At 46.2% G+C, this 12,384-nt stretch carries 10 protein-coding genes; all 10 read left to right on the forward strand.

Annotated elements, in window-relative coordinates; genetic code table 11:
* The first annotated feature begins 102 nt into the window (after positions 1-102).
* The 10 genes from AC1DLM_RS06275 to AC1DLM_RS06320 all read left to right on the forward strand — a co-directional run bounded on the left by AC1DLM_RS06275 (position 103) and on the right by AC1DLM_RS06320 (position 12,370).
* Positions 103-1,836 carry a phage tail sheath family protein gene (locus tag AC1DLM_RS06275; RefSeq protein ID WP_441989422.1) on the forward strand — a complete coding sequence of 578 codons (1,734 nt, stop codon included), beginning with the start codon at positions 103-105 and terminating at the stop codon, positions 1,834-1,836.
* A gap of 41 nt (positions 1,837-1,877) precedes the next feature.
* Positions 1,878-2,312 carry a phage tail protein gene (locus tag AC1DLM_RS06280; protein ID WP_056612231.1) on the forward strand — a complete coding sequence of 145 codons (435 nt, stop codon included), beginning with the start codon at positions 1,878-1,880 and terminating at the stop codon, positions 2,310-2,312.
* Positions 2,313-2,513: 201 nt separating this feature from the next.
* Positions 2,514-2,885: a hypothetical protein gene (locus tag AC1DLM_RS06285; protein ID WP_068664310.1), complete on the forward strand. Its 372-nt coding sequence runs from the start codon at positions 2,514-2,516 to the stop codon at positions 2,883-2,885.
* 20 nt (positions 2,886-2,905) lie between these two features.
* Positions 2,906-3,079, forward strand: a complete 174-nt coding sequence (locus tag AC1DLM_RS06290) for a DUF6760 family protein (RefSeq protein ID WP_477569472.1) — start codon at positions 2,906-2,908, stop codon at positions 3,077-3,079.
* Positions 3,080-3,096: 17 nt separating this feature from the next.
* Positions 3,097-3,546, forward strand: coding sequence for a phage tail protein (locus AC1DLM_RS06295; protein WP_441989423.1), 450 nt, complete (start codon positions 3,097-3,099; stop codon positions 3,544-3,546).
* Between the two features lie 253 nt (positions 3,547-3,799).
* A complete protein-coding gene (locus AC1DLM_RS06300; RefSeq protein ID WP_477569442.1) occupies positions 3,800-9,346 on the forward strand; it encodes a hypothetical protein in 5,547 nt (1,848 codons plus the stop codon).
* A gap of 144 nt (positions 9,347-9,490) precedes the next feature.
* On the forward strand, positions 9,491-10,117 hold the full coding sequence (locus AC1DLM_RS06305) for a CIS tube protein (RefSeq protein ID WP_441989425.1): 627 nt from the start codon (positions 9,491-9,493) through the stop codon (positions 10,115-10,117).
* A gap of 4 nt (positions 10,118-10,121) precedes the next feature.
* Positions 10,122-11,210, forward strand: coding sequence for a phage late control D family protein (locus AC1DLM_RS06310; protein ID WP_441989426.1), 1,089 nt, complete (start codon positions 10,122-10,124; stop codon positions 11,208-11,210).
* Positions 11,210-11,935, forward strand: coding sequence for a phage baseplate assembly protein V (locus AC1DLM_RS06315; RefSeq protein WP_441989427.1), 726 nt, complete (start codon positions 11,210-11,212; stop codon positions 11,933-11,935). The genes AC1DLM_RS06310 and AC1DLM_RS06315 overlap by 1 nt, the downstream gene beginning before the upstream one ends.
* A gap of 33 nt (positions 11,936-11,968) precedes the next feature.
* Complete coding sequence (locus AC1DLM_RS06320; protein ID WP_441989428.1) at positions 11,969-12,370, forward strand: GPW/gp25 family protein; 402 nt, start codon at positions 11,969-11,971, stop codon at positions 12,368-12,370.
* The last annotated feature ends 14 nt before the right edge of the window (positions 12,371-12,384 follow it).

A 12,384-nucleotide genomic window follows, 5' to 3' on the forward strand; every position in this document is an offset into this window, starting at 1 on the left:
CCATCTTCTATACAAAATGACAAGCAGAAAGGAGAGAACTGGTTTCATGTCTTTGGCCATATTTAATAAGTAAGCAGTGCCATCTGACTGAACTGGGGAACAATGGCTGACTATTTATCACCTGGAGTCTATGTGGAAGAGTTTGACAGCGGAGCACAACCGCTTGAGGGTGCAAGCACAAGTACGGCCGGGTTTATAGGGCTTGCGCAAAGAGGTGAAATTGAAGGTGTCCCTCAACTGGTTACGAGCGTAGCTGATTTCCACCGTTTATTCGGGAGCTACTTGTCCGAGAATGAATTCGGCGAATATCGTTTCCTTTCTTATGCAGTAGAGCATTTCTACTTAAACGGAGGTAATCGCTGTTTCGTAATGCGTGTAGCGCCAACTGACGCGAAAGTAGCAACGAACAAAGCGGCTTCGAATAAAGAATCAGCAATTATTGAGATTGCTTCCAAGAACCCTGGAACATGGGGGAATCAAGTTCGTATCGTGGTTGTGCCAGCTAGCAAAGCCAAGACGCAAATCTATGAAGTGCTAGGTGAAACACAATATCGCGTGAAAAACAACGCTGGCTTTAACGTTGGCGACGTTGTTGCTTTTGAAGCAGCAGGCGTGAAACAATACAGCAAAGTTGTCGCTTCCCAAGATAACATTATCTCTCTGTCTGAGGCTCTTGATGGCGATGTAGTTGATAGCGGACTACTTCCATCTAAAGTATTAACGACAAGTGAATTCACGCTTCACGTATTCTATGGTGACGAAGCTGAGACGTATGAGAAGGTATCCCTGAACATTACGGCAGCGAATCACATTGAGAAAATCGTTTCCCGTTCCAACATTATTACGGTGAAGGACTTGACAGAAGGTCAAGATCTTGGCGCAATCGCTCCTTTCGAGGTGCTTTCCGGCGAGAACGAAACAGCTGGCAAATTCCAAATCGCTTTGTCTGGCGGCAGCAACGGTTCCATCGCGAATGTAACGCCTGATATTTACATGGGTGTTGACCGTGGTCCTGGTAAACGTACAGGGATTCAGTCTTTCATCGATAACGATGTCGTGTCCATCATTGCGATTCCAGGTGTAACTGAGCCGACGGTTCAATTATCCCTTGTAGCGCACTGTGAAAACTTGGGCAGCCGCTTTGCGGTTCTCGATATTCCACGCGAGAAAACCAAGGTAGCGGATGTTATGACACACCGCAACATCTTTGACAGCTCTTATGCAGCGATGTACAACCCGTGGTTGCAAGTTTTCGATCCATTAGATAAACGCAATATTTACATACCGCCATCTGGTTCCGTCATCGGTATCTACTCCCGTTCCGACCAATCCCGTGGTGTTCAAAAAGCGCCAGCGAATGAAGTTGTTCGCGGAGCAGTTGGCCTAGATTGCCAATATAACAAAGGCGAGCAAGATATTCTAAACCCACAAGGCGTTAACTTGATCCGTCATTTTGCTGGACAAGGTATTCGTGTATGGGGTGCTCGTACAACATCGTCGAACGGTTTATGGAAATATGTGAACGTAAGACGTTTGTTCATCTTTATCGAAGAGTCCATCAAGAACGGCACGAACTGGGTTGTCTTCGAACCGAATGACGAACAGCTTTGGGCACGTGTACAGCGGACGATTGATGCGTTCTTGACGCGGGTGTGGAGAGATGGTGCTTTGATGGGCGGAAGTCCTTCTGAAGCGTTCTACATTAATATTGGCCGCAGCACAATGACACAGGATGACATCGATAATGGTCGACTGATCTGCGTAATCGGGGTTGCTCCGGTGAAACCTGCCGAGTTCGTGATCTTCCGTATTACTCAGAAAACAAGAGAAGAATAGTCTAACGTTAGATATTACGCATATTAGGAAAGGGGTATATTATGGCTGGCGAACGTAGGGATCCATACCGCAATTTTAGATTTAGAATTGAAGTAGAAGGTATTCAACAAGCTGGATTCAGCGAAATTTCTGGATTTGATGCTTCCTTATCGGTAATTGAATACAGAGAAGGAAACGAAACCATCACGCCTCGGAAACTTCCGGGTCTTGCTAAATACGGTAACATCTCATTGAAATGGGGAGTTACAGACTCCATGGATATGTACAACTGGATGTCAGAGTCCATTCAAGGTAAAATCTCCCGCAAAACGGTTACGATTATCGCGATCAACGAAGAGGGCGGAGATGTAGCTACTTGGCAGGTTATCGAAGCATGGCCATCCAAGTACTCAGCACCAAGCTTCAAAGGGACTGGGAACGAAGTTGCCATCGAGAGCTTAGAACTTGCACATGAAGGTATGACACGTACGAAGTAAACGAGGATAAACGAAACCGTCGTCCATTAGGGACGAAAGCGTTTGTCAAGGTTGATACGAAGTGAAAAGTATATAGATTATACTTTTGCTATCTACGATAGTTAGAGTAGGTGCCGGAGCGAATACCTCCGGTTCCTGACTCTTCTTTTTGTTAAAATAGAAGAATTTATTGTTTGTAACCACGAAGGAGGTAAAGACATCATGGCTTTCAAAACAGAATATGAATTTGAACTTCCTAGAGGGTATGTAGATGACAATGGTACGCTTCACAAAAAAGGTGTTATGCGCTTAGCGACAGCGGCGGATGAAATTTTACCGATGCGTGACCAGCGTGTTCAGCAAAATCCAGGCTATTTAACGATCATTTTGCTTACACGTGTCATTACAAATTTAGGGGACTTGCGTGCGATTGATACTCGAGTCGTTGAGAAGTTCTTCACAGCAGATTTAGCATTCTTGCAAAACTTCTATCGTCAAATTAACGAAATGGACGCACCAAGGGTTCATACTAGCTGCCCAAAATGTGAGCATGAGTTCGATGTGGACGTGTCTTTTTTGGACGAGATGGCGTAACGGGCTACCCCATTGACAAAATATATGAAGAAGTAGGCWTCATTGCTTATTATTTTCATTGGTCACATGATGAAATTATGTCCATGGAACACCGTGAACGCCGTACGTGGTGCGAGGAAATTTCCCGCATCAACCGTAATTTGAACGAAGAAGATAAAAAACAGCCAGACAATCCGTTTGATGTGTTTCGGTAAGAGGTGAGTAACAAACAATGGCAAAGAGTTCATCCAAATTGCATAATGTAGGCGGCAACTTTCGTTTTCTCGTTGAGCTCGATGGATTGATCGTCGGAGGTTTCTCCGAGGTGACGGGCATGAAATCAGAGATCGAAGTAAAACCGTATTGGGAAGGTGGCTTGAACACCCATCCACACTACATGGTTCAACATACGAAGTACCCGAACATTGTGCTCAAGAGAGGTATCAGCAACGCCAGCGAATTGTGGGATTGGTACAACAATGCTGCACAAGGCAAAATTAGTCGCAAGAATGGCTCTATTCTTTTGTACAACGTCGAGGGCAAAGAGATGTGCCGTTGGGAATTCACAAGCGCATTTCCTGTGAAATGGAACGGACCAGACCTCAATGCAGGCAGTGCCAATGTGGCGATCGAGTCGATCGAATTGGTGCATGCAGGGTTGAAGACGATTTTTAAGAAGTAAGATGATGCCATAACGTTATTCGGTTCACTAGTACATTTTCAAGTAAAATAGAATGATGGTATAACGCTATTTCTACTTTTTAAGTTGATAATGAGCCTGTAGAAGAGCAATAGCACCTTACCATAACGTTATTTGGATAGATTCCGTATTTTTCCGTGAAATAAGATGATCGCAGAACGTTATTGCTACAGTAAAACTTAAGATTATGCTTACGAAGTCAGTTTTCTGACGAAAACTTTTAGGGGGATTGTTCATGAACTCTCGACAATCGCATAAACCCCGTGGGAACAAGAAGAAGGGTTCGTTACGCTTTGCTGAAGGTAAACGCACGAATACTGTCGGCCAGACTTCTCGTCAAGCGAAGCAATTTGCCTCTGGCATTATGGGGAAGTATGGATTCGATCGGAATAATTATTTAGGTATGTTTGCTCTTATTTTTAAGGGCAAGGGATTACTGACAGACAAAGAAATAGCATCTATCAAGGACCCGAATGATCGGGCATGGATTCTGCAATTACAGCTACAACTGCAAAGCTTGAAACATCCAGAATCAGCACCTCTAATAACAAAGCAGCAAACGATTCAGCAAATTCAGAAATTAGTACAACAAAGTGGATATCGGTTACCAAAGCAAGTCCTTATAGATGAAAGTCTTCAGGATGATAAAAGAGTGTCCTCTGAACATATGTCTGCAGCCGTTGATGCGCCTGTCAAGAAGAAGAGGGGACGTAAGAGCAAGAAGGAGAAGGAATTAGCAGCCCAAATCCTAGCGGAACAAGAAATGATTCATGCTGCTAAACGTAATCTTGCACAGTCTAACCAAGAAACAATTAACGTCGTTAATAAACGAAACTCACCGATTATGCAGCGTTCGATGAGGCAGCTCGTTGCTTCGATAGGTATGTTAGCTCATTCTACAAGCAGCAAGATGAATCAACCGAGCCCTATGGTGAATGGCGTTCAACATACAGGTCACAGAACAAATAGTAGCCAGAAAACAGTGAATTTATTATATAAACAAACTTTGCGTGACAACAAGGATAATGGTCTAGTCCGTTTAAGTGAGCAGGATGGTCATCCAACAGCTAGGGCGAATCATTCTAACGTTGCTCAGCATGTGGAAGCCATTCGGAGTACTTCCGTTTGGCTTGAACAGTTCCAATCTGGGAAGTTGAGTTTGGGACGAAATGACGATGAGGCTGGTGCCCGTTTATCTAGGCAGAGCATGCTGCAGTCGAATCCTTCTTTTCTCAATGTGGCTAAACTGATTTTGCAAGAGGTAACGCAGACGCCAATGAGTCACCGCGGGTTGACACAGCAAGGTTCGCACAAGATGAGTGATTCTGAGATGCCAAGATCTAGCTCTACAGATTCTCAAACCATTGGAATTAGAAGATCGTTAAAGCTGGGAGAAGGTCCTTTTTCGGAAGAGTCATCACCAGGTACAGTTCGCTTTATTCGTAGTTTGCTGAGCAAACATGCTGAAGGGCAGGATGCTCAAGTCAGCAAACGACAGCCCGCTGAGCAAGATCAGGTGGAAGGCTCTATACGCACAAGAAGAAGTGAATCTTCCATTGCGAAGGGTTTTCTTTCTTCCAGCCTACAACCAATGGCGATAAATGCTGCAAGCTTAACATCAAAGTTACCTAGATCTATGCATGCTTCTGCAAGCCCATCTACTCCTAGTCGTTCTAGAAATAGGGGAGTTGATACKAGCACGAAGATTTGGCGTACGACAGGTGATCAACAGGAAGACGCTAAACCACAGCCGTCTTCACACGTGTTGCAAGAGCAAGGCACATTAACGGAAGTCGTCCAGAGATTACAACAAGAACGTAATGAAATACGGCTACAAGAAGCGGCATTAAGTCAGTCGCCAGTGATCGAACAACTGCGTATTCAGCAAGAGCAGCAGGAAGTGCAACAGCGGGTACAACGGGAAGAATTGCAAGGGCAACAAGAAGTGTTGCAACGAATACAAAGAGTAGAACCACGAGAGCAGCAGGAAGCTCATGAACAGTTTACGCAAGCTCAGTCACAAATTTCACAAGAGAATGAGCAGACTACTAATCTAGTGCGTGAGCGGGAACGACAAGATTTTCAGCAGCGACAAGTTAGAGAGAATCATCAGGAATTGCCGGAACTACATGCAACGCAAAACAACCAAGTAGTTGGCTTACAACGTGAGCCTCAGGTAAGTCTAGGGGCGCAGGTAAACCTTGAAGAACCAGTGCAACAAGCTAAGCTAGAGCAACAAAAGCAGGGTGTGGATATTGCAGAGTCCGTGATTTTGCAACCGCTTGAGCAACCTGTTAAGCGAAAAAGAGGACGACCACGCAAAAATAGCAGCGTCCAACAGACAAATACAGAAACAACGAAAGAAACAATCGTTGGATCCTCAGAGATCGCGCCTACTCCTATGGATGAGCAATCCTTAGAGAAGACGACATCCGATTCTGAGACTGTGGGATTGCCAGAGCAGGAAAGAGTAGCATCCGAACCTGTTCAGGTTGTGACAGCATACCCAAGTCAGGTGTACAGAAAACCTGCACTTATGGAAAATCGTCCAAAAGCTCAGAAAATTCAAAGCAACGAGAACTGGTTGCAGCAGCTCGTTACTATACAAAGACAACCCTCTTCTAATAACGATTTTTCCATTAGGAGTACAAATAGTGTTAACAAAGATGGCTTGCAAGTCGTAACGAATAAGGCTTCAGCCCAATTATCAGTAAACGTAGTTAAGCCTGATATAGGTTCAGATGTGTTGGCTAGATCTACAAGTAAGCTTAGAGATCAGCGCATAGGAGAATCCGCCATAGTTCCTAGGAATACTAGTCGAACATCGATTGGAAAGGAACAGCGAGGAAGTAATCGGCTGCACCGTCAGCAGGGAAATCGAAGCGTAGATAGTCAAAGCTTACCTATCCAACGAGAGMAGGATGTATCAGAAAGTAAACCGCAAAGAGCAATTCCTGTAGAGACCAGATTGAGGGATGAATTCCTTCCTTCTGCTGCTACACAAGGGTTACAAGAAGACAAAACTAGACAACATCCGATTAAACAAGAAGACCAGATTCAAAGCAATAGGCTAGTGGTGAGTGACAAGCAACCCACTGAGAAGTTAACCTCTGAGATTTCAGCTAAAATGGCAGAAGCGAGCGTTCGATCCATAGGAACGTTGCTTTCAACACCCATACAACAGAGAAGCACAGAAAATAGAGAAGTTGTTCGTTTATTACGCACTACTTTACGCCAATCCGGAATAAGCAACAACAGGATGGCAGATCCACAACAGTCTGGTTTACGAGAGGACCATGCAGGTTCGGGTCCACAAGGGATGACAATCCGCCAAACCTTAGCTGCAGAAATCGCAGCAAAGGTAGCACAAAGCAGCTTGACCTTCGTGAATTCAAGCAAAGCGGCCATGAATGGCCCTCAGTTGCTTCAACGCAGATTACGCCAACCAGTTAGTTTGGTGCAAGAGGGTGGCAGTCTGATTTCAACAGAAGCGTCGAGGGAGAATAGGCTTCACAGTGCTGTGGGAGCAAGTGAAATACAACCAAGTGTCAGTGAACAGGCTACTGACAAACCAACGAATGAAACAGCGGTTGTTKGGATCGTTCAGCCAGCTAGTTATATTCCTCTTGATATAGTTAGGAGAGCAGGAAGCCCATCTCGAGTTAATCAGGTGAAGGAGCAGCAAGCTAGTATACAGCGAAAAATCGACTTAGGACAGTTTATAGCTCGAAAACCAAACCTTAGCTCTCGCAACCAATCATCTTCAACAAGCAGCGAGGGTGATTCTACGATTGCGCGCACAACTGGTGCATGGATGAGAAGTCAGCTTACGCTACGGGCCGGGCGAATCGAGAATGGTACGGTAACAAGACGAGCTAGTGAATCACATGATACGCAGTCATTGGAAATGACTAGTGGTGCACAGCAAAGAAACGTGCAGCAGTTAGCTGATGCGGATCTGAAGGACGAGAGACAGTCGAATAGCGTTGAAGGCGTTGAACGAACAAGAGAAGCTGTGACAGGGGAAGTAGGAGCACGCGCTTTTTCGGTCAGTGAGAATCCAATTTCAACTAGCAGAATGACTGATGCACATATTGAACCACAAAATTCCGATGCTGCTACACAGATCCAATTGAGCCGAATAGATGGCGAGGTCGACACACAATTTAACCAGCCGGCAAGAGAGGTTGTGCGAGGGCAGCTTGTACAACAACCGACTTTTGTTGAAAATAGCAGACAATCGAATCCGAACAACAAATTTGAACACCTCCTGCAAGCCAGAAGTATAAGCAACTCAGTATTAGGAAAGCTCGTTCAGCGTTCACTAGGGAGTACGAACGGCCTTCAGGTAAGAAGAGCTAATCAAGCAGCAGACAACGTTCAATCACCTAGAGTAATAGGTGAAAGTGAATTCGCACGTAGAAATCTCGTGCAAAGATCATCTGAGAACGAAATTAGGCGGAATGCAGGACAAGTTGCTATACGTGGGACTGAAGGACGGATGGACAGAACGGTTGATTCAGCGCCGATTCGTTCCGTGCAACGCGCTTCTGGTAGATCAACAGGTTCATCTCCGATTAATCGATCTGTTGATCTTACAAACCATCAGACGCTTAGTCAGAATATGTTGGGAAGTTCGAACCGGATATCAGGTACAGCAGGTATTGGTACTGGCAATCTAATTCAACGGGCGAGTGAGAGTAGAATTAGGCAATTAATCAATAAAGCATCTGCCCAGGATATCAGGCAAGGAGTTTTGCAGGGGGCTGATGGTGAAGTATCACCAAGTCGTAGAGCAATGAACTGGACCCGGGCGCAAGCCGAACATCTTCAGCGACGCATAGTCGTCGATGGCAGTGAGCGAGCGCCTATGCGGGAAGCACATGGTTCGGAGCATCGCTTGGAAGCGGAACGCTTGCAAGTGGATTCGGCGGAGCAAACCATCAGGGCAATGGTGAGCGCGCAGGTAGAAGAGCGCGCACAAGGGTTAGAGCCTGCGGCCGCTTCGCGGGCCGCAGAGACGGTCTCGGTCGCGCGCGCCGCACGCGTGCCGAGGGCTCGCCAGAGCACGAGCATGACACCGCGTGTCATGCCGCTGCTGGCGAGCAGCGCAGGAGCGCTTCGCGCTGCTCCTGCGGGGATGGCTGCGGCTTCGCCTGCCGCAGCGGAACACCGACTGCCCGCCCGCGGGACGGGCAGTCTTATACAGGCGGCTTCCTCTGGCGGAGCCGCCGCAGCAACAGCTGGCGCGCTGAGCGGCGCCAGCATCACGAACAGCAGCAGCCAAGGCTGGGCTGCTGCTGCATTAACCAAGCCGCTGCCCACGCAGGTGCAGCGGCTTGCCAGAACCGTCGGCGGCATGCAGGGCAGCGCCGACCTGCACCAAGGCACGCCAGTGATGAGCGTGCCGATGCAGTCCCGCACGCAGCAGCCGTCCATTGGCGCAAGCCACCAAGGCACAGCAATGATAAGCGTGCCGATGCAATCAGCAAGTCAAGAGCATCTCGCTTCACCACTCAGCATGCTGGAGCATAAACAAGCACCAACGAGTCAGCTTGCGAACGCGCCGCTCGACATGGACTGGCTGCGCACCAAAACGAGCGCAGACTCAGAACCAACACCAACAGTGCCAGTCGATCAGACGCCGCCGGAGCTAAGTGAAGAACAGCTGAAAGAGCTGATTAAACAGCTTCCACAGCTAGATATCTCCAAAATCGCGGACAAAGTGTACCGCGAAATCGAGAAAAAAATGAAATTCGAACGGCAACGCCGAGGTATATAAGTTTCACATAGTAAGTCGGCTATATAGCTCTATATGAAGTGGAGTTAGTCGATAAAACCGACTAACACCATCACAATGTACTCGCACCAAGAAAACGGTGTAGCCAGTTATTTTATATCAATATGACAGAAAGGACAGATTCCTATGGCACTCAAGAAAGCAATGATTATCGTTCACAAAGGCAGTAAAACCGAAAATGTACAGGTCATGTTCAATCCGGGCGAGTATACAATCGACACTGGTAATGAGTATTCTTGGAAAACAGTGCCGGGTCTGTCCATGCCAATCGCTCAATTCGTGAGCGGGGGGACGTCGTCACTCACCATGGATTTTTTCTTTGACACCTATGAAAAAGGGACAGACGTCCGTCAGTTGACGACGAAAATTTCAGGACTACTTGATGTTGAGAAGGAGATCCATGCACCGCCACTTTGCCGGTTTGTATGGGGCTCCTTGGATTTCAAGGGAGTCGTTGTGAATGTGAATCAGCATTTTACCATGTTCTTGGATACAGGCATTCCAGTTCGCGCTAAGCTGAAGGTGACGTTTAAATCTACCCTAAGCAAGAAAGATCAACTGAAGCAAATTCCGCGTCATTCGGCAGATCGAACGAAGTTGAAGATGCTTAACCAAGGCGATCAACTGTGGACGATAGCTGCTAATGAGTACGAGGATCCAACGATGTGGCGAGAAATTGCCAAGGCGAATGGGATCGATAATCCAATGAAAGTAGCCACGGGACGCCGCATTTCAGTTCCGCGGTTGGATTAAGCCGATGGCCTTAGATCTGGATACGAGTTCTTTTACCTTTGACGACCTGGCCAAAAAATATGGTGATTTTTACGCCCCTTATTACGATATTAAAGTGGATGGCACGAAATTGTCGGATGATATCGCACTAGATAATCTACGTGTGGAGACAACGATTGATGGTACGGCAGACTCTTTTTCTTTTCGAGTAGCTAACGCATACGATATTACAAAGAATGATTTCCAATGGCTATCTACCTTCACATTAGGTAAAGCCATTGATATTGGCTTAGGTTATGTAGATAAATTCACACCTGTTTTTACGGGACAAATTACTTCCGTCGTTGTAGATTTTCCAGAAGACGGCGCCCCTGGTCTCGTTGTGCGTGGGATGGATATTTCTTATCTCATGATGAAAGGGACGAAGTCTCGCTCTTGGAATAAGAAGAAATACAGTGACGTCGTTGAAGAGATTGCCAAAACATATGGGTTCAAAACAAACGTGGATGCCACAACAACGGAATTTCCGGCACTTTCACAGAGTCAGATCAATGACTATCACTTCATTCAAAATTTAGCGAATTTAGTTAACTATGATTTCTTCGTTGTGGGGAAAAATTTGTATTTCCGTAAGCCATTAACGGCCATGACTGCCGTGATGACGCTGGAAATGGGGAAGACACTCCGCAGTTTAATGATAGATCACAATTTAGCCGAGCAAATTACGGGTGTAACCGTGCGAGCTTGGGATAATAAAGAATTAAAAGTCATCGAAGGCAAGTCTGCCAGCGTGACGAAGCTCGGAAGCAACAGCAAAACAGGCAAGGATATTTTAGGCTCAAAAGGTGAATTCATCGAGCATATGTATACGAATGTAACTTCTGTGGAGGAAGCGAAAAGCTACGCAGATGCGATATTAAATCGCCGAGCTATGAAGCTGGTTAGCGGCAGCGGGGAATGCATTGGGATTCCAGAGATTCGCGCCGGACGCTATATCAAGCTCAGTGGTGTTGGCAAGACGTTTGACCAATCGTATTATATTACGGGAGCGACCCACATTTTCGATGATGAAGGTTATACAACTCGTTTTCAACTGGGAGGGAATGCGGTCTAATGTTCAAAACTCCCGATATAACAATTGGTGGTATATCCGACTTTGCCAGCCAGAAGATTGGCGGCGTCATGGTGGCTGTGGTTACGAATAACACCGATCCTGATAAAATGGGGCGTGTGAAGCTTAAGCTGCCGATGCAAGAAACCGAAACGGAGACAGACTGGGTCCGTATCGCGACGTTAATGGGCGGTAAAAACATGGGCAGTCTTTTTATTCCTGAGGTGGGAGATGAGGTGTTGGTTGCCTTTCATATGGGTGAACTTCGAATGCCTTTCGTTATCGGAATGCTGTGGAATCCTAAAAATATGCCTCCTCCTCCAGCAGATAAAAATGATCTGCGCATGATCAAGACACGTTCCGGTCATGAGCTTTCCTTCAATGATAAAAGCGGTGATGAGAGTATCACGCTAAAGACGAAAAAAGGTCAAATCATTGAACTAAAGGACAAAGATGACAGTATTTCGATTGCTGACTCCAGCGGGAACAATAAGATTCTGATTAAAGGCGGATCGGCGAATGAAATTTCGGTCGTCAGCCAAACTTCGAAGATCACTTTGAACGCCAAGGGCGAGGTCGGCATTGAAAGTACGAAAGAAATCAAAATTAAATCTACACAAATTAACATAGAAGCATCCGCTACCATGGCGCTGAAGGCAGGGGCAACACTGGACCTGAAGTCAGATGGGATCATTAACATCAAAGGTAGTATGGTGAAAATTAACTAGTGTCAAAATCAATTAGCGAGAGGGCGTGGCGAGATGTCGGAAGCATTTTTGGGACGAGGATGGAAATTTCCGATTCAGGTTGATCCTGCAACAGGAAGAATCCGAATGTCCGAGTATGAGGAAGACATCGCTGAAGCGATTCGCGTCATTTTGGGCACCACACAAGGTGAACGCGTCATGCGCCCTGCTTTTGGGTGCGGCGTTCAGGAATTTATTTTCGGTTTAACCGATGATACGACGCTTCATTTGCTGCAAACGAATATTGAAGAAGCCATTCGCAACTGGGAGCCGAGGGTTCACGAGGTTGAAGTGAAAGCCATTCCAGAAGCGGATGACCCCGCTAAAGTCATGATTCATATTGCTTATCAAGTACGTACAACGAACAACTTGTTTAACCAAGTTTATCCGTTTTATTTATTTGAAGGTTCCAAATAGAAAGAGGATGCGGA

The sequence above is a fragment of the Paenibacillus sp. 01T442 genome (genome assembly GCF_056398345.1).

What these genes read in the sequence shown, in the direction of transcription:
- AC1DLM_RS06275 (WP_441989422.1), top strand. Translation starts at nt 103, where the DNA reads ATGGCTGACTATTTATCACCTGGAGTCTATGTGGAAGAGTTTGACAGC.
- AC1DLM_RS06280 (WP_056612231.1), top strand. Translation starts at nt 1,878, where the DNA reads ATGGCTGGCGAACGTAGGGATCCATACCGCAATTTTAGATTTAGAATT.
- AC1DLM_RS06285 (WP_068664310.1), top strand. Translation starts at nt 2,514, where the DNA reads ATGGCTTTCAAAACAGAATATGAATTTGAACTTCCTAGAGGGTATGTA.
- AC1DLM_RS06295 (WP_441989423.1), top strand. Translation starts at nt 3,097, where the DNA reads ATGGCAAAGAGTTCATCCAAATTGCATAATGTAGGCGGCAACTTTCGT.
- AC1DLM_RS06305 (WP_441989425.1), top strand. Translation starts at nt 9,491, where the DNA reads ATGGCACTCAAGAAAGCAATGATTATCGTTCACAAAGGCAGTAAAACC.
- AC1DLM_RS06310 (WP_441989426.1), top strand. Translation starts at nt 10,122, where the DNA reads ATGGCCTTAGATCTGGATACGAGTTCTTTTACCTTTGACGACCTGGCC.
- AC1DLM_RS06315 (WP_441989427.1), top strand. Translation starts at nt 11,210, where the DNA reads ATGTTCAAAACTCCCGATATAACAATTGGTGGTATATCCGACTTTGCC.
- AC1DLM_RS06320 (WP_441989428.1), top strand. Translation starts at nt 11,969, where the DNA reads ATGTCGGAAGCATTTTTGGGACGAGGATGGAAATTTCCGATTCAGGTT.